Genomic DNA, 17,859 nt, shown 5'->3' with positions numbered 1-17,859 from the left:
CAATGAGGAGTGTTGGAAAGGAGGAAATATTATGTCCAAAATAAGTCGTAAAGAAGAAACCCGTCATAATTTCGTTGAAGCATTCTGGACCTTGTACGTCTCGAAGCCTCTTGATAAGATTACCGTCAAGGAAATCACGGACCTCGCTGGATACAACCGTGGGACATTCTACACTTATTTTGCAGACGTCTACGAAGTGCTGGAGACGGAGAAGAAATTGCTCCTGCCAAGTGAGGAAACCATCATCGAGCGTTTGAAGATGCTCAGTGATGACCACACCCCCCTTGAGAGATCGTTCGAGAATGTTTCCCATTGCATCAGGGAAAACAGGGCGCGCATCGCCATATTGCTGGGGCCGGAGGGAGACCCCGGCTTCCAGTATGAACTGAAGGCGCGCTTCAGGCGGGTGATATTGGATTTTGCAGGCGATATCGGCATCCAGGAGCTATCAGACTATGAATACATCATTGAATACCATGTATCTGGAATGATCGGCATGTATCAGCGTTGGGTCGAAAATGAAGAGGATATCACTGAAGAGCGGCTCGGCATGATATATGAACGTGTCTTCAATGAAGGCGTGATGAGAATTACAACCGAGATGTTCAGAGCAGCGAAAAAAAGCGACTAGGTGCTTCCAGTCAGTGTATAGAAGGATACAGCAACGGAGAGTTGTAATCTAAGTAGAGGTAACTATTACGTTCCATTATACCAAATGAACAGACAAATCTGTAGAATAGATGGTTGCTTCGTTGAAAAGTGACTGAGCATGCTGAGTGATGTGGAAAATCAGTTGATCAAGGCAGTCGATGAGCCAATTCGATTGTGAGCCGTGCGTCAGATGGCAAGACTGAAGGGCTCTTCAATTCAATTGTTTCAAACTGATCTTTTGAAGCGTTATAATTAAAGGATGAGTGATAATAGAATTACGACAAGGAGCGATTTTGATGAAATATGATTTTGATACACCTGTAAATAGAAGGGAAACATATGCCATAAAATGGGATGGTGGCGAGCTGCTCAAGGAAATGGGGATGACGGACCACTACGATGAAAACACCATCCCATTATTTACGGCCGACATGGATTTTCAGGTGGCGGAGCCGATCATCGATGCGCTGCACAGAACCGTCGATCATAAAATATTCGGTTATACATTAGCCCCGGATGCTTATTATGAAGCGATACAGAAATGGTTTTCAGATAGATACGACTGGACTATAAATAAAGAAGAAATAATTTATGCCCCGGGCACGGTCCATGCATTGAATGTCGCCGTCAAAGCCTATTCGAAGCCGGGTGACGGCATCATCATACAACGGCCTGTCTATCCACCATTCACTGCAGCTGTCGAAGGCAATGGGCGTGTCGTGGAGAACAACGCGCTTATCAGGGATGAGGCAGGGCATCATCATATCGACTTCGATGATTTCGAAGTCCTTGCCAAAAAGGAAGATGTCACCATGTTCATCCTGTGCAGTCCGCATAACCCGACGGGTAACATATTCAGTCCAGAAGATCTGAAGCGGTTATCTGAAATTTGCCGGGAGAATGACGTCATCATCATAGCCGACGAGATCCATGGAGATCTGATACGCATCGGGGAAACATTCACGCCGATTGCGAAAACGTCTGATCATACAGATCACATCATCTCCATGACTGCGATAAACAAGACATTCAATCTGGCCGGCCTGCACTGCACTAATGTCGTCATCACCGATGAGGCAAAGAGGCAGCAGTTCAAGGAGGCTCAGGGGACGAGCATGCCGAGTCCATTCACTGTATCTGCTTTGATTGCAGCATATAATGAGGGAGATGAATGGCTGGAACAGGTGAGGGAATATATCGATGGCAATATAGATTTCGTCATCAATTTCCTGAAAGAAGAAATGCCAACCGTTAAAGTGGAGCACCCTGCCGGCACGTATGTGCTGTGGATGGATTTCAGCGGTTATGGCCTGTCGGATGAGGAAGTGCATGACCGCATCTACAATAAGGCCAATGTCCTGCTGCAGGACGGCAGTAACTTCGGCAAAGAGGGGGAAGGGTTCCAGAGGATATGCGTCCCTTCTCCGAGATCTGTCCTGGAGGAAGCGATGAACTGCATAAAAGATGAGTTCAAAGATGTGGAGAAATAATTGGACTCATAAAATAATTCAGAAATAGGGTTGCAATCATAATTTGATTGTAGTAATATGATTTTCAATTAAATGAATCACTTTGATTGATGAAGACAAGTAGCAATTGCCAAGTTGCAAAAGAGAGCCGGTGGGTGGTGTGAACCGGTGCAATGGCAGTGTGAATGGACTTCTGTGCAACCGGTGGACGATTAAATCCCCGGCGTATTTCCAACGTTACATGGAAGATGCAGCATTATGCTGCATCTTGAGCGGATCGGCTTGACCGATCAATAAAGGTGGCACCACGGCTCCCCGTCCTTTTTACAGTGACAGGGGAGCTTTTTGTATTTAAAAATTGAAGAAGATGCATATCAGAACAAGTAGTGGCGTACTGCATGGTACAGAGAACCGGGGGAGCTGGAAACCGGTCCATGCAACGTCGATGAATGGGCCTGATCAGCATGCATCCGTCTGCCACACGTTACGCGGCAAGAGCAGGGGTGGCGAGTCCGCCCAATGCGAGGTGGCACCGCGGTGAATCGTCCTCCATAGACAATAGGTCTATGGAGTTTTTTTATTTTAGGGAGGGAAAAATATGATGGCAGAAGTACTGGCAAGAACACATTACGGCAGCATGAAGGCACACTTGGCAAAATTATCGGAACGCGCCGATCTGACCGGCAGGGAAATGGCAGAGGCAGTCTCCATACTGCTGACAGACGAAGTGAGCGACAGTGAAATAGCGGCCTTTCTGATGGGCTTGAAAGCCAAAGGGGAGACCGTGGTCGAGATTACGGCGCTTGTGGAGGTGTTGAGGAAACATGCCATGCCCATACTGCGCGATGTTCCAGGTGTCATGGATAACTGCGGGACAGGCGGGGATGGTTCCAACAGCTTCAACATTTCGACGACCTCCGCCTTCGTCCTCGCAGGAGCAGGCGTAAAAGTTGCGAAGCACGGCAACAGAAGCGTCACAAGCAGGACCGGGAGCTCGGATGTGTTGGCGGAACTGGGCGTATCGCTGTCTTTTCAGCCGCGTGATATCGATCATCTGTTGGATGACAATGGCATCACTTTTCTTTTTGCTCCCCATGTCCATCCAAAGATCAAACGCATCATGAAAGTGCGTAACGACCTTAAAGTGCCGACGATATTCAATCTGATCGGGCCACTCATCAACCCGGTGGCACTCGATTACCAGTTTCTCGGTGTCTATCGGCAGGATAAGGTGAGGACGATGGCAGAAGTGCTGAAAAGACTTGGAAGGAGCCGAGCGGTAGTCATCAATGGGGCGGGCGGAATGGACGAAGCCTCGCTGCTCGGTGAAAATCATATGACCATACTAGATGACGGAAAAATCGAAGATATGACCTTCACTCCGGAGTCGGTCGGCCTCCCCTCTTATACACGGGAAGAAATCAACGGCGGCAGCAGTGCAGAGAATGCGCAGATTCTGAAGGACGTATTGACTGATGAAGCGACACCAGCCCAGCGCGACACGATATTGCTGAATGCCGGCATCGGGCTGTACTGCGCCAAACAGGCCCACTCCGTGCAGACAGGCATCGAAATGGCGCGGCAAAGCATTTCATCTGGACATGCCCTGGCCAAACTCAACCGGCTCGTCACGTATTCAAAAAGAGGAGGACTTTGAATGACTACAATATTAGATGACATCATTGCATATAAACGGCGGGAAATGACACGCCTCACCGCCGAGGAAAAGATATTGGACAGAACGCCCATCTCCTTGAAGGATCGGCTTGACACCGCCGGGACGATGGGCATCATCGGGGAAGTGAAGCGGGCCTCCCCGTCGAAAGGGGACATCAATATCGGGATGAAGCCTGATGAACAGGCAGAGAAATATGCAGCAGGCGGTGCGGATGCCATTTCAGTGTTGACCGATGCTGAATATTTCAAAGGGTCAATGGCGGACCTTGAAGCGGTCCGGGAAGTGGTCGGGCTGCCTCTACTGAACAAGGATTTCATCGTAGACGAGCGGCAGATCGACCGGGCATACCGGCATGGAGCTGACATCATCCTTCTGATTGTGGCAGCGTTGGACGACGAAATGCTGGCGCGGCTGTTTGCATATGCCTCCAGTTATGGCCTTGAATGCATAGTGGAAGTGCATACTGCAGAAGAGATGGAGCGCGCATTGGAGATTCAGCCCGCACTCATCGGCATCAACAACCGCAACCTAAAGACATTTGAAGTGGATTTGGGAAATACAGAAAAACTGCTTGAAGCATATGGTCATCATCCGGTGCACTTCATCGCTGAGAGCGGCATCCGTACAACAGAAGACGGCAGGCGGATGAGGGTGGCCGGTGCCGCAGCACTACTCGTTGGGGAGACGTTGATGGCTGCAGAGGACCCGGCCACAACAATCCGCGCCCTGAAAGGGGTGCTGTAGGTGAAGATTAAGATATGCGGCATCCAGACGGTCGAAGCAGCCAGATGGGCTGCAGAAGCAGGAGCCGATATGATCGGATTCGTGTTTGCACCCAGTACTCGTCAAGTCGACATCAACGCGGCTAAAAAAATGGCGGAAGCAGTTAGAGGCAGAGTCGAATGCGTGGGTGTTTTCGTCGATGCCCCGGCTGAATATATCGAACATATCCATCAAACGGTGGGCCTCGATTATGTGCAGTTGCACGGGGATGAGTCGCGTGCATATACTGCAGGCTTGAAAATGCCAGTGATCAAAGCGTTTTCCATCGGCAGTATGCCCATTGCAGAAATGTTCCGGTATGACGCCTGCCATATACTCATCGACAGCCCACCGGCAGAATACCGTGGAGGGAGCGGACGACAGTTTGACTGGTCGGCACTCGAGGGTAGGGCGCTCGACCATTCCCGTCTGGTGCTCGCCGGCGGCATCAATGCAGGCAACATCAAGGAAGCACAACATGTGGTTGCGCCCGCAGCCGTCGATGTATCAAGTGGCGTCGAGACACATGGCGTGAAGGACAAAGATAAGATATTTGAATTGATCAGAACAATGAAAGGTGGAGATGAAAGTGGAAAAAATCTATACTCAGCCCGATGCTGACGGCCATTACGGAGAATACGGAGGGCGCTATGTGCCAGAGACCCTTATGCACGCCCTCAAAGAATTGACGGAAGCCTATGAAGATGCGCAGCATGATGAAGCATTCCAAGCGGAACTGAGCCATTACCTGGAAAACTATGTGGGACGGGAATCGCCGCTCTACCATGCCGCAAGGCTTTCAGAATATGCAGGAGGGGCGAAGATCTACCTTAAACGCGAAGACCTCAACCATACCGGTGCACACAAGATCAACAACACGATCGGTCAGGCGCTGCTTGCCAGAAGGATGGGGAAAAGGAAAGTGGTTGCAGAAACAGGGGCCGGCCAGCATGGTGTCGCAACAGCGACGGTCTGTGCACTGCTTGATCTGGATTGCGTCATTTTCATGGGCAAAGAAGATATACGGCGCCAGGAACCAAACGTCTTCCGCATGGAACTGCTCGGTGCCCGGGTCGTCAGTGTCGATCAGGGCAGGGGAACGCTGAAGGATGCGGTCAACGAAGCCCTCAGATACTGGGTCGCCAACGTGGAGGATACCCATTACGTTCTGGGTTCAGCGATGGGGCCGCACCCATTCCCGATGATCGTGCGTGATCTGCAATCCGTAATCGGCAAGGAGACGAAGCGTCAGATGCTGGATAAGGAAGCGCGCCTGCCTGATTCGATAGTGGCGTGCATCGGCGGCGGAAGCAATGCGATCGGCATGTTTCATCCATTTATAGATGATGAGGATGTCCGCCTTGTTGGTGTGGAAGCATCCGGCGACGGCATAGAGACAGACCACCATGCGGCTTCTCTGAATGAGGGGAGCGTTGGTATCTTGCACGGTGCCAAGATGCATCTGCTACAGGATGAAGCAGGTCAGGTGCAGGAGGCCTATTCCATTTCGGCAGGGCTCGACTATCCCGGTATCGGCCCGGAGCACAGCCATCTGAAAGAAATCGGCCGTGCAGAATATGCCCATATTACAGACGGGGAAGCATTGGAGGCATTCAGGATACTATCCCATAAAGAAGGCATCATACCAGCACTTGAGAGTGCCCATGCGGTAGCGCATGCGATCAAGATGGCCGGTCAGATGACCGGTGATGAAATCCTCGTCATATGTCTATCTGGACGTGGCGACAAGGATGTAGCAGAAATCAAAGCACGTCAGGAAGGTGGATACTAATGGGCAGAAAAAGCATTGCACAACAATTTGAACATCTGGAAGCAGCTGGGGATAAGGCGTTCATCGCGTATATCATGGCTGGAGACGGTGGGCTGTCGAACCTTAAAGATCAGATACTGCAGCTCGAATCGGCCGGTGTTTCCATCGTTGAACTCGGAATCCCGTTCTCCGATCCAGTAGCGGACGGTCCGGCGATACAGGAAGCCGGAAAGCGGGCATTGGCAGAAGGTGTCATATTGAAGGATGTGCTTACGGCGGTTGCGGGCTTTAAAGATGAAGTGAACATTCCGATTGTCGTCATGACTTATGCGAATCCGGTATTGCGGCTTGGCGTCAAACATTTTGCCACGCTGTGTAAAGAAGCGGCCATTTCAGGCGTGATCATCCCGGATGTCCCTTATGAAGAATCGGCAGAATTCGAAACACCGTTGAAGGATGCAGATGTTGCACTGATCCGCTTCGTCACGCTGACCAGTTCAAAAGCACGCATGGAAGAAGTGCTCGAGACGGCGGAAGGTTTCGTCTATGCCGTTACGGTCAATGGTACGACCGGTGTCAGGGATGGCTTCGATGATTCATTGGGTGCGCATCTGGAAGCTGTGCGCCAGGTGAGCCCGGTCCCTGTGTGTGCCGGATTCGGCATCAAGACGCGGGAGCAGGCTAGAGAGATTGGTGCGCATTGCGATGGCGTCATAGTCGGCAGCCGGATCGTCGAACTCATGCATGCCGGGCAGGGCGAAAAGATAGCCGGCCTGATCCCGGGAAGAGCCAGAATCGGAGCGATGCGACAAATTGATTGAAAAACGCGCTGTGTTTTATCTACAATAGTAACGAAGGATAAAATATTCTGGAGGCTACTATGACACATATCAAATTTGACTATTCCAATGCTGCAGGGTTCATGAACCAGGAAGAAATTGAAAATCTTGCTCCTTTCGTCTCAAAAGCGCATGAGATGATCCATGACAAGACGGGGGCTGGCAGCGACTTCCTCGGCTGGGTCGGGCTGCCGAAAGACTACGATAAGGAAGAATTTTCACGCATCAAAGCTTCTGCCGAGAAAATCAAGAAAGATTCCGACGTCCTGCTTGTGATCGGCATCGGCGGCTCATACTTGGGTTCCAAAGCAGCAATCGAAATGCTGAAGCCGACTTTTTCACATGAGGGGACGGAAATAATATTTGCCGGCCACCACCTGTCTGGCCACTACATGAACGAATTGAAAACCTATCTTGAGGACAAGGATTTCTCGATCAACGTCATCAGCAAATCAGGCACGACGACCGAACCGGCAATCGCATTCCGCATCTTCAAGCAGCTCCTTGAGGAAAAACATGGTGATGTAAAGGGCCGCATCTATGTCACTACGGATAAGGAGAAGGGCGCCTTGAATAAACTCGCTCGTGAAGAAGGCTATGAAATGTTCGTCGTTCCGGATGATGTCGGTGGCAGATACTCGGTATTGTCTGCAGTCGGACTGTTGCCGATCGCCGCTTCAGGCATAGATATCGATGCCATGATGCAGGGCGCTGCCGACGCCATGGAGGAACTGGCTGAACCGGCGCTTGAAAAGAACCCTGCATACCAATATGCTGTGGTGAGGAACGCCCTTTATGACAAAGGCTATAACGTGGAGATGCTGATCAACTATGATGAGCGGCTCAAGTATTTTGCAGAATGGTGGAAGCAGCTGTTTGGTGAAAGTGAAGGGAAGGACAACAAAGGCATCTTGCCGCACAGTGCCAACTTCACCACTGATCTGCACTCGTTGGGACAATATATCCAAGAAGGCCGGCGCACGCTCATGGAAACCGTCATAAGCATTGGAACACCTCTCAGCGAACTGACCATCGAAGAAGAATCCCAGGACCTTGATGGTCTGAACTACCTCGCAGGCATGACCGTCGATGAAGTTAATCATCAGGCGATGCGCGGGACCATCCTGGCCCATGTCGACGGAGGAGTGCCGAATATGATGGTGGAAGTACCCCGTCTTGATGCCTATACGTTCGGCAGCATGGTGTACTTCTTTGAGATGGCGTGTGCGATGAGCGGTTATCTTCTTGGCGTCAATCCGTTCAACCAACCAGGTGTTGAAGCATACAAGCAGAACATGTTCGCACTCCTTGGCAAATCAGGTTATGAATCATTGAGAGAACAATTGAATGACAGACTTCGATAAAAACTATATAATTGGTGGAAGATTAGGCTATATTACTTTGTAATATAGCCTTTATTAAATGTGCGAGGTTATGCGTATTGGAACTTGAAACCCTACTTAAGAATTTGACCACCCAGGAAGGCTTGGAATCGCTTTTTGCCGAAGTGGAAGCACTCGGACCCCTAGTCGGATTCGTTCTGACACTGATCGAGTCGTTCCTGCCGTTCCTTCCGCTTTTTGCGATTGTTATCATAAACATCAATTCCTACGGTTTCATAATCGGTTTCCTCCTTAGCTACTCGGGGACGGTCGGCGGCAGTTACCTTGTCTTTCTTACGATCCGTTACTTCCTCCGTGCGCCTGCCCAGAAGTATATCCACAGGCATAAGCGGTTGGAGGGGATGCTTGAATTCATCGATCTGAAAGGGTTCTCCTTTTTGCTGATCCTTCTGTCCCTGCCTTTTACGCCAAGTTCAGTCATCAATCTTATAGCCGCTTTATCGAACATAAAAAAAGTCGTATACTTATATATATTGCTAGTGGCCAAGGCGATTATGATACTGCTGATGTCCATCGTCGGATATGATATTACATCATTCTTCACTTCGCCGCTGCAGTTGACGCTGTCAATCATTTTCCTTGTGGTGCTGTATTTCTTTTCAAAATGGTACCAGAGGTATATCAATAGTAAACTTAAGAAATAGGAGGGAAGCGGATGAAGAAGGAAGTTGGAGAATGGTTGATGGCCATCCTCGTATCAGTCGTCCTGATTGTTTTGATCCGATCCTTTCTTTTCGTATCCTACTCGGTCGATGGCTTGAGTATGGATCCGACATTCGAAGATGGAGATAGGGTCATAGCTAATAAAATCGTGGAATATTTCGGTGGGTATGAAACAGGGGATGTGGTCGTCTTCAATTCTGAGGCAGGGCCAGCCTATGTCAAAAGGGTCATCGGTACACCGGGGGATACGGTGAAGATGGAAGATAAGCAGGTATATGTAAATGGGGAGCCTCTTGAAGAGAGTTATGTGGTGAATACAGGGGATTCCTACATGGATGATTTTACGCTTTCCGATCTTGACGTGGAAGGTGGAGAGATTCCGGAAGATCAATTCCTCGTACTTGGGGATAATCGTCCCATCAGCCGTGACAGCCGTGACTTCGGCATGGTGGATCGGGAACAGATCATAGGTGAAGTGCAGTTGCGTTTTTGGCCACTGAACAGGTTTGGCACTAATTTCGATTGATAGGCACCCTTATTCGGGTGTCTTTTGTCTACTTGAAGGAGTGAGTATATGGGAATCAATATTTGGACTGGAGTGAGCGGCACAGGGAAGACCAGGCAGATGTTCGATGAAATCGGCCAGATTACAAAGATGGCGCCTCTTGGCTCCAGCATATATATAGTGACACCTACCCAGAACACATTGCGGTATGAGAACATAATCACCAATCCGACAGTGGAGAATCCAGGTGTCGGCAGCCTGCGTACAGCTGTCTTCAGCTTTACCCGGCTCATGTGGCATGTGTTTAATGAAACCGGGCATTCGACGCGTGATGCTCTATCGTCAGGCGGGCACATCATGCTGCTCCACAAGATGATGAATGAGATGAAGCAGGCGCTCCGCTTCTATAAAAACAGCGCACAGTACATAAAGTTTTCGGATAAGGTTTTGGATATGCTGAGTGAATTGAGGGCCTACCGGGTGGCGCCTGATGATTTCGAGCGGATAGATGCGCCACCTGGCCGTGTCGCCGATAAGATGCACGACTTGGAGATGATCTACCGCAGATGGGAAGACCGCATCAACGAACTTCAGATAGAGGATATCAACATAGCAGATCAATTCATTGAACTGTTGTATTCAGATGTGCCGATCCGGTCACTTGAAGATGCCGTTATCTACATAGATGGCTTCCATAACTTTACGGAAAGCGAATTTGCATTGATCCAGGCACTTGAGACAAGGGTGCGGACGATCAATCTGCTGCTTACACACGAGGGCACGAACAAACAGCTTTTTCGGAAAACTGATGCGGTGATCGAGCGCCTGCGCTACTACATGGGGCATAACAAGCTTGATTTCACGCACTTCGGTGAAGATTTCAGACGCTCGGATAGGGCCGGACTGATCCAGATAGAACGCTACTTCGATCAGAATCAGAAGATGTTCGACTATGACGGCGTTACCTTTACCGAAGCACCGACGGTGACTGAGGAAGTCAACGATGTGGCGCGTGAAATAGAGGATCTCGTCTTTCAGGGAAAAGCGGCCTATAAGGATATAGGTGTGCTCCACCGGGATCCTAACTACGAACCCGTCCTCCAGTCTGTGTTCAGGCGCTACGATATCGCCTATCATATAGACCGCAAGATACCAATGTATAAGCATCCATTCATCCAGTTTGTGATGGGACTGCTCGAGTGCTACATGAAGCATTATGAGGCTTCTGCATTCATGAACGTGCTGAAGGCCGGATACTTGCATGAAGAGGCTGAACGCGGTTATGTCGACCTGCTTGAGAACTTCATATTGGAACGCGGCATCGAAGGGACCCAACTGTTCGATGATGACCATTTCCGCTATCAGACTGAAGTCACCGACTTTGGGGTGCGGCGCGTCGATAGAGGGGAAGAGCATGCAGGCATGATCGACTTCAAGAACCGTATGCTGACACGGCTTGAAACATTGTATCAGGCATTCAGGGAAGCGGATACGGTGCGCAGTTATATCGGCATCATCTATGATTTCATCATTGATGAAGGAATCGCAGACAGGCTGGTCGGCGAGATCGAGCAGCTTGATGCGGCAGGTGAAGTCGGAAGGCGGGACGAGACGGAACAGGCCTACAATATGTTCATCCGCCTACTCGATGATGCCTATGTCGTCTTTGATGATGAAGAAGTCTCCTTCACCATCTTCTATGAAACGCTCATCGATGGCTTAAAAAATGCAGAGTTCAGTCTATTGCCTTCAACCATCGACCAGGTGATGGTGGGGTCACTCGACCTCTCCAAGGTGGAGAACAAAAAGTACATCTTCATGATCGGCTTGAACCGTGACGTCATGCCACGTGAGACGACAAGCACGGACATCATTACAGATGAAGAAAAAGTGGTATTTGAGCATGCCGATATCGAACTGTCACCGAGCTCCCGGACTTTGGCCCAAGATGAGCGCTTCGTCTTCTACCTGGGTGTGACAAGGGCGACTGAAGGATTGTATTTGAGTTGGTCGAATACATTGCCGTCAGGGGACGGCACCAAGATCAGCCCCTTCATGGCGGAACTGCTGCCGGGAGAAGCAGGCGTCAGGCACTATGAATACCGGAAGACCAATGAATATGACCGCTTCGCACCAAGGCGCCTGATTACTTCGATCGACAGCATGGAGCCTTTACTGCATCTTAAGATGCGTGAAATGATGACGGCTCCGGTCGACGGACCAAAAGCATTCCTTTCGCTGCCGGAGTACAGGGGATGGATTGAGGCCTATCAGATAGTGGCCGAGGAACGTTGGCATGATGTCTATCCCCGCCTCAGGCGTAACCTTACGCATGACAATCGGGCAGAGCCGCTGGCACGGGAGACAGCGGAAGCGCTCTACTCCAATGAGATGAAGGCCAGTGTGTCGAGATTCGAATCGTATTTCAGATGCCCATTCCAACATTTCAGCCGCTATGGACTGAAGCTCCGGATACGCAAGCCGTATGAGGTGGCGCCACTTGAGCTCGGCAACTTGTACCACGAGGTGCTGTATGACGTCGTGAAGCAACTGGACTATACGCTGCTGCATGAGGAAGAGACTATAGAGCGCGCCGTGGACCACGGGATAGAACGGTTTTCCAAAGCGATCCAATACGGTATATTCGAGCGCACAGGCTACTACCAGTCCTTGAAAAAGCGTGCCGGGGATGCCATCATGCGCCTATTACTCTTCATGAAGGATATGGAAGCGAGTGGAGAATACGAGATAAAGGATGCAGAGCTGTCGTTCGGCTTCAGAGACAGTGAAATGGAAGCGGTGACGCTGACGTCGGATGACGGCTACAAGATCCTTCTGCGCGGAAAGATCGATCGCATCGACATGTATGACATCGGGGACTCTGCATACGTCAATCTGATCGACTATAAGTCGAGTACGAGGAGCATATCCCGTGCAGGCATATTGAACGGGCTTGAACTTCAGATGATCACCTATATGTACGTGCTGATGAAGCATGGTCCTGAGCATTTCGGCAAAGAAAAGATAATGCCAAACAGCATGTTGTTCTTTCCGGTGCGTGATCCGCTCATTGCGCTTGATGATGAAGCCTCGCTCGAGACGGTCGAAACGGAACGCCAAAAGCGCATGCGCCCAGACGGGATGTTCATCAACGAGCATCCAGAATATGACGGCATCATCGACGAGCGTTCCATCGGCATCCAGGGCATGCTGTCGGAATTTGAAGATTTCAAGGAATATGGCCGCTACCTCCCCGTATCGGTCACGAAGAATGGGAAGATCAACGGCCGGACCCGGCACCGGTATATGAGTCCTCATCTGTTTACCCATTATGCGACGCACGTATTGGGGATGTACCGGGAGGCAACTGACAAAATCTACAGTGGTGATGTCCGCGTATCGCCGATGGAGATGGAAGGCGGAAGGCTGCCTTGTGAGATGTGCGACTTCAAGTCGGCATGCCATATCGATGCTCTGATGAACCGTGAAGATATAAGAGTCAGCGCCTATGATGAAGAATCGATAGGTGAATTTGAAAGCGAGGTGGCCATAGATGGTCCAGTGGACGGATAGACAGCTCGAGGCAATTGAATATGAGGGGTCTGATGTATTGGTGGCGGCGGCAGCGGGAAGCGGTAAGACCACCGTCCTCGTCGAACGTATCATCCGTAAGGTGCTCAGCGGGAAATACAGCATCGATGAAGTGTTCGTGGCGACATTCACCAATATGAGCGCCCGGGACATGAAAGATAAAATCGAGGCGGCGCTGCAGGCAGCCTACCAGGATAAGCGCGACCCGGCCATATATGCAGAAATCCTGAAGCTCAAAGAAGCCCATATCAAGACGCTCCACAGCTTCTGCCTACATCTTATCCAGATGCACTATAATGCAATCGGACTGCCGCCTGATATGCGCACATTGGGTGATGTCGAAATGAAAATCAGGCTTGAACAGGCCATTTCGAATGTTTTGGAAACCTATTATAAAAAAGCGGATACGGATTTCAACCAGCTGGCTATGATGCTGTCATCCGACAAGAGCAACGACGGGCTCCAGAACACGATACGGGATTTGTACCATACCGCTGTGGCGAGTCCAGATCCGAGAGGGTATCTCGAGGAGAACCTGGACCAGTATCAGGATGAAGCGTATCTTCAGGGCATACTGGCCTCCCACAACCATGATGTCAGCCTGAAGCTCGCCGCACTGTACCCGGATATTGAACGGCTTTTTGAGCATTACAGGACAGCGGTACACACTTCCATAAAAGAAACGCAAGTGCGGGATGCCTTTGACGGGCTGGAAACACTTGAGAAGAGTGTGCGCCAAGCGATGGAGACCAACGGCAACGGTGAGCCGGTCGAGCTCCCGCTCTATATGCTCAAGGACGGCCGCTCGGCGTTCATCCGCAATATCGAAGATGAAGATGAGAAAAAACGATTGCTCGACGTCCAGAACCGGGTTAAGAAGCGGTACCAGGAAATACGTGAACTACCCGCCTACACCTTCTCCCTCGTCAAGGAGGAGTTGTCGCCCCTCAATGGCATAAGGAACACATTGATTGAAATCGCACTGGAAGTACTCGAACGGTTCCAGAGCGAAAAGAGGGCACGCAATGAAATGGACTTTTCGGACTATGAACATTATGCCCTGGCCATATTGGGTGCTGAAGATGGTGACATCAGACGCCGCTACCGTGCACAGTTCAAGGAAGTCATGATCGATGAATATCAGGATGTCAACCGTGTGCAGGAAGCGATTATACAATCGCTGAAGTCGGGGGACGAACAGGACGGCAACCTATTTATGGTAGGGGATGTGAAACAGTCCATCTATAAATTCAGGCAGGCAGACCCTTCACTATTCATTGAGAAGGCGGAACGCTTCAAAAATCCGGGAAGCGGCAGGCTGATCAGTCTGAACCATAACTTCCGTTCACGGGGGGAAGTCATTGATGTGACGAATGATGTGTTCGGACGTATTATGGACAAGGAAGTCGGGGAAGTCGATTACGACGAAACCCATCGGCTTGTTCAAGGGAACTATCTGGATGCCCCACCGCTGGCATCGGAATGCCACATTATAGAAAATGCGGAAGGGACGGGGAGTGATGCGGAGATCCTCCATATTGCAGAAATCGTCCGCAAGCTCAGGAAGAAAGGCGTCGACTATCAGGATATCGTGATTCTGACCCGCAATACGCGGGATAATGAAGCGTACCGCAAACTGCTGTCTGCAGCTGAGCTGCCTGTTTTTGTCAACAACCGTTCGGGTTACTTGGATACTCTTGAAATCCGCACGATGATCAGCCTGCTGTCGATCATCGACAATCCGCTGCAGGACGACCATCTCGTCGGTGTAATGAGGCTCCCCATGTTCGACTTTTCGGAAGATGATATTGCTGAAATCCGGGCACGTTCGGACGAGGATTACTTGTATGAGGCAGTGTTGACATATGAAGGCTCTGCAGTCGTCATGAAAAAGATAGGAATCCTGAGCGAGGCGCTTGAAATGTTCCGTTCCCACGCACGGTATATGAGCGTGCCGGAACTCATCGATGAAATCTATGCCGAACTGAATATACTGGAATATTTCGCAGGCATGCGTGGCGGTCTGACCCGGCGGGCGAACCTGAACGGCTTCATCGAAAAAGCCATGGAGTTTGAAAAGATGTCGCATCTGTCACTTTATGACTTTATTGCGTACATTCACCGCATGATCCAAGATGGTCAGGATTTCGGGGAGGAGAATACAGTCTCAGATGGAGATGACACATTGCGCGTCATGACCATCCATGCATCGAAAGGTCTGGAGTTCGGCTATGTCATCTATGCGGGTCTCCATCGCCAACTGAATATGATGGATCTGTCAAGGAAGGCGGCAGTGCACCCTGATGCGGGCATCGCATTCAAACGCTATATGCCGAAGCATCAGGCAGTACTTCCAAGCATCCATTCGGAAGTCCTTAGGCGGATGGTCCGCCGTGAGCGGATCAGTGAGGAGATGCGTCTCGTCTATGTGGCGCTGACCCGTGCAGTCCACCAGCTCATCATTCCACTTGTCTATAAAGATGAACGGAAGGATAAGTTCAGCTATGAAGGCGGCATGGTCCATGCAGATGACCGTCTGGCCATCCAGAACATCAGGGACCTGCTGGCCCCCGTACTGGATCAGATCCCAAACCAGACACTTGAAATGGCGGAGATCGGAGAAATCAAGGAAGTCAGGCAATCGAAGGAGCATATTACGCTTGATGACATCGAACAGTTGAAGACAAGCGGAAACCAACTGCTTAAGGAACGCATCCTTTACCGTTATCCGGATCAGGCGGCGACGCGCACCGTATATAAGGAATCGGTAACGGAAATAAAAAGGCGGAATGAAACGCCGCCAGATGATAGTGCGGTTATCCGGCATGACCGCACGCCGAATTTGAGGGCCCCCAATTTCAGGAGCAGCTCGATGGAAGCGCCTGTGTTTGGTACCATGATGCACGAATTGATGATGCATCTTCTGAACCGGTACGATGAAATAAGCGGTATGGATAAAATAGAAGAGGGGCCGCTTGAGGATTTCATGCTCGATATGATCAGAGTGCATACTGAAGAAGACCCTCTGATTACGGATGCCCACCGCGACAAGATGATGATCAACATGAATCGCTTCATGTCTGATGACGATATGCGCCAGCTGTTGGATGACAGCCTGGAGATATATACGGAGACGCCTTTCATCATGAACCAGGCAGCAATCGGATATTCGGACTTCAGCAGCCAGATGGTCCAGGGAATCGTCGATGTATTGCTTGAGATGGAGGAGGGCTATGTCATCATCGACTATAAGACAGACCGGCTGCGTCCGGGGGATGAAGTGGATGATCTGATCGATCGTTACCGTACACAGATGGACATATACAGGCGATCCATCATGCAGGCCCTCAATAAAAATGTTACTGTATACCTATATTTCTTTGAGTATGGAGCGGTTAAAATTGATGACTGATAATATGAGGGCCAGAAGTATACTTGGCTTTGCCTTGTTCCTTGCCCTCCTGATGAACGGATTATATTTCATGATGCCCTACGATGCAGTGAACCCATACGAATACTTGCACGGAATCAATCTCAGCACTTTCCTAGCGCTTGATATCTTCATCGGAGGAGCAGTCGTCCCTCTGATTGCACTGTTGGGCGGCTATCTCATCCATTCCTATAGAGGGGTCGGAGTCGGGAATCTGGCCAAGGTGCTCGGATTTCTATTGGCCCTGGGTATAGTGCATACATTTTTTGTCCATGCATTCGATTTCCTTCCCGGCCTGGCGCTGATGGGCCTGGTGACGGTATTATTCGTGAGGGCGCACTGGAGCGCACCGCTGTTTAGCGGCTTAGCCTTGTTTGCTGTACATCTGACAACGAATGTACTTGTCGGTTTCCTTACAAATATAGGGTCTCCGACAGACATCATCTATACGGCGATGCAGGATGTGAGCGAGTACACTTCCGTCTTCCGCGACACGGACTATTTTGCGATTGTCGCGATGAATATTGAAATATTTTCACAGAATGCATTGAGCAGCTTATATGGTCTCATATTCACTGTCCTGCCATGGCTGCTCATCGGACTTTCCTTCGGCAAGCTTGATGTTGTGCGTATGATTGCTGCCGGGCCCGTGATGGCCATCGTACTTTTCGTCGTGCTGGCAGGCGGGGGGATCGCAATGAAGATGGCCCAAGTACTGACGCTTGGCAGCTACAGCGGACGACTGCTTGCTGAAAACTTTGGTGGCCCTGTCCTCGCCCTCGGCTATTTCTTCCTGCTGGCTTATGCCACTATAGTCCTGCCAGCGAGAATCGTCGGCGTGTTCAGCCGTGCCGGTAGATACATCGTCACGCTTTATGTGTTATCGAATATCATGTTCATGCTTGTCTTCTATGGTATTGGCATGCGCATGTATGGAGAAATGGAGATTTCTTCCATGATATGGCTTGCTTCAGCAGCCTACATCTTTCTCCTCGTGCTCTCTGCTGTCATGGAAAAGTATAATGTTAAAGGAATCGAGTATTTGTTTGCGAATAATTCTGAAAATGACATGAAAAACGAGAGAGACATGTTATAAT

14 protein-coding genes and 1 other annotated feature are annotated in these 17,859 nt (G+C 50.1%); all 14 genes read left to right on the top strand.

From position 1 onward, the window contains the following. Nucleotides 1-31: 31 nt before the first annotated feature. The 14 genes from ABD734_RS10885 to ABD734_RS10820 all read left to right on the top strand — a co-directional run bounded on the left by ABD734_RS10885 (nt 32) and on the right by ABD734_RS10820 (nt 17,858). Nucleotides 32-631: a TetR/AcrR family transcriptional regulator gene (locus tag ABD734_RS10885; RefSeq protein WP_344704228.1), complete on the top strand. Its 600-nt coding sequence runs from the start codon at nt 32-34 to the stop codon at nt 629-631. A gap of 316 nt (nt 632-947) precedes the next feature. After that, on the top strand, nt 948-2,141 hold the full coding sequence (locus ABD734_RS10880; protein ID WP_344704226.1) for a MalY/PatB family protein: 1,194 nt from the start codon (nt 948-950) through the stop codon (nt 2,139-2,141). A 77-nt stretch (nt 2,142-2,218) separates the two neighbouring features. Continuing rightward, nucleotides 2,219-2,446 (top strand) — a binding site (T-box leader). A 41-nt stretch (nt 2,447-2,487) separates the two neighbouring features. Next, entirely contained in the window at nt 2,488-2,661 is a 174-nt protein-coding gene (locus ABD734_RS10875) for a hypothetical protein (protein ID WP_344704224.1), read from the top strand. Nucleotides 2,662-2,757: 96 nt separating this feature from the next. Then, complete coding sequence (gene trpD, locus ABD734_RS10870) at nt 2,758-3,777, top strand: anthranilate phosphoribosyltransferase (protein WP_344704242.1); 1,020 nt, start codon at nt 2,758-2,760, stop codon at nt 3,775-3,777. Further along, nucleotides 3,778-4,542: an indole-3-glycerol phosphate synthase TrpC gene (trpC, locus tag ABD734_RS10865; protein WP_344704222.1), complete on the top strand. Its 765-nt coding sequence runs from the start codon at nt 3,778-3,780 to the stop codon at nt 4,540-4,542. Continuing rightward, the gene (locus ABD734_RS10860; protein WP_344704220.1) at nt 4,543-5,181 is read left to right on the top strand and encodes a phosphoribosylanthranilate isomerase; all 639 of its coding nucleotides are present in this window, start codon (nt 4,543-4,545) and stop codon (nt 5,179-5,181) included. Continuing rightward, complete coding sequence (gene trpB, locus ABD734_RS10855; RefSeq protein ID WP_344704218.1) at nt 5,144-6,352, top strand: tryptophan synthase subunit beta; 1,209 nt, start codon at nt 5,144-5,146, stop codon at nt 6,350-6,352. Before ABD734_RS10860 ends, trpB begins: the two co-directional genes overlap by 38 nt. Then, nucleotides 6,352-7,152 carry a tryptophan synthase subunit alpha gene (trpA, locus tag ABD734_RS10850; protein WP_344704216.1) on the top strand — a complete coding sequence of 267 codons (801 nt, stop codon included), beginning with the start codon at nt 6,352-6,354 and terminating at the stop codon, nt 7,150-7,152. Before trpB ends, trpA begins: the two co-directional genes overlap by 1 nt. 59 nt (nt 7,153-7,211) lie before the next feature. Then, the gene (locus tag ABD734_RS10845; protein WP_344704214.1) at nt 7,212-8,534 is read left to right on the top strand and encodes a glucose-6-phosphate isomerase; all 1,323 of its coding nucleotides are present in this window, start codon (nt 7,212-7,214) and stop codon (nt 8,532-8,534) included. A gap of 77 nt (nt 8,535-8,611) precedes the next feature. After that, the gene (locus tag ABD734_RS10840) at nt 8,612-9,217 is read left to right on the top strand and encodes a TVP38/TMEM64 family protein (protein WP_344704212.1); all 606 of its coding nucleotides are present in this window, start codon (nt 8,612-8,614) and stop codon (nt 9,215-9,217) included. Between the two features lie 11 nt (nt 9,218-9,228). Then, nucleotides 9,229-9,762, top strand: coding sequence for a signal peptidase I (gene lepB / locus ABD734_RS10835; protein ID WP_344704210.1), 534 nt, complete (start codon nt 9,229-9,231; stop codon nt 9,760-9,762). A 48-nt stretch (nt 9,763-9,810) separates the two neighbouring features. Beyond that, nucleotides 9,811-13,314 carry a PD-(D/E)XK nuclease family protein gene (locus ABD734_RS10830; protein ID WP_344704208.1) on the top strand — a complete coding sequence of 1,168 codons (3,504 nt, stop codon included), beginning with the start codon at nt 9,811-9,813 and terminating at the stop codon, nt 13,312-13,314. After that, on the top strand, nt 13,295-16,744 hold the full coding sequence (gene addA, locus ABD734_RS10825; RefSeq protein WP_344704206.1) for a helicase-exonuclease AddAB subunit AddA: 3,450 nt from the start codon (nt 13,295-13,297) through the stop codon (nt 16,742-16,744). Before ABD734_RS10830 ends, addA begins: the two co-directional genes overlap by 20 nt. After that, a complete protein-coding gene (locus ABD734_RS10820; RefSeq protein ID WP_344704204.1) occupies nt 16,737-17,858 on the top strand; it encodes a DUF418 domain-containing protein in 1,122 nt (373 codons plus the stop codon). The genes addA and ABD734_RS10820 overlap by 8 nt, the downstream gene beginning before the upstream one ends. The last annotated feature ends 1 nt before the right edge of the window (nt 17,859 follow it).

Source organism: Salinicoccus jeotgali (assembly GCF_039538805.1).
Taxonomy (GTDB): Bacteria; Bacillota; Bacilli; order Staphylococcales; family Salinicoccaceae; genus Salinicoccus; species Salinicoccus jeotgali.
The sequence above is the reverse complement of the archived record's forward strand: the minus strand, read 5'-3'. Positions and strand labels throughout refer to the sequence as shown.

Excerpts from the sequence above, each read along its gene's own strand:
- ABD734_RS10875 (WP_344704224.1), top strand. The coding sequence starts at position 2,488 with ATGCATATCAGAACAAGTAGTGGCGTACTGCATGGTACAGAGAACCGG.
- trpD (WP_344704242.1), top strand. The coding sequence starts at position 2,758 with ATGAAGGCACACTTGGCAAAATTATCGGAACGCGCCGATCTGACCGGC.
- lepB (WP_344704210.1), top strand. The coding sequence starts at position 9,229 with ATGAAGAAGGAAGTTGGAGAATGGTTGATGGCCATCCTCGTATCAGTC.
- ABD734_RS10845 (WP_344704214.1), top strand. The coding sequence starts at position 7,212 with ATGACACATATCAAATTTGACTATTCCAATGCTGCAGGGTTCATGAAC.
- ABD734_RS10820 (WP_344704204.1), top strand. The coding sequence starts at position 16,737 with ATGACTGATAATATGAGGGCCAGAAGTATACTTGGCTTTGCCTTGTTC.
- trpB (WP_344704218.1), top strand. The coding sequence starts at position 5,144 with ATGAAAGTGGAAAAAATCTATACTCAGCCCGATGCTGACGGCCATTAC.
- ABD734_RS10830 (WP_344704208.1), top strand. The coding sequence starts at position 9,811 with ATGGGAATCAATATTTGGACTGGAGTGAGCGGCACAGGGAAGACCAGG.
- trpA (WP_344704216.1), top strand. The coding sequence starts at position 6,352 with ATGGGCAGAAAAAGCATTGCACAACAATTTGAACATCTGGAAGCAGCT.
- trpC (WP_344704222.1), top strand. The coding sequence starts at position 3,778 with ATGACTACAATATTAGATGACATCATTGCATATAAACGGCGGGAAATG.
- addA (WP_344704206.1), top strand. The coding sequence starts at position 13,295 with ATGGTCCAGTGGACGGATAGACAGCTCGAGGCAATTGAATATGAGGGG.
- ABD734_RS10885 (WP_344704228.1), top strand. The coding sequence starts at position 32 with ATGTCCAAAATAAGTCGTAAAGAAGAAACCCGTCATAATTTCGTTGAA.
- ABD734_RS10880 (WP_344704226.1), top strand. The coding sequence starts at position 948 with ATGAAATATGATTTTGATACACCTGTAAATAGAAGGGAAACATATGCC.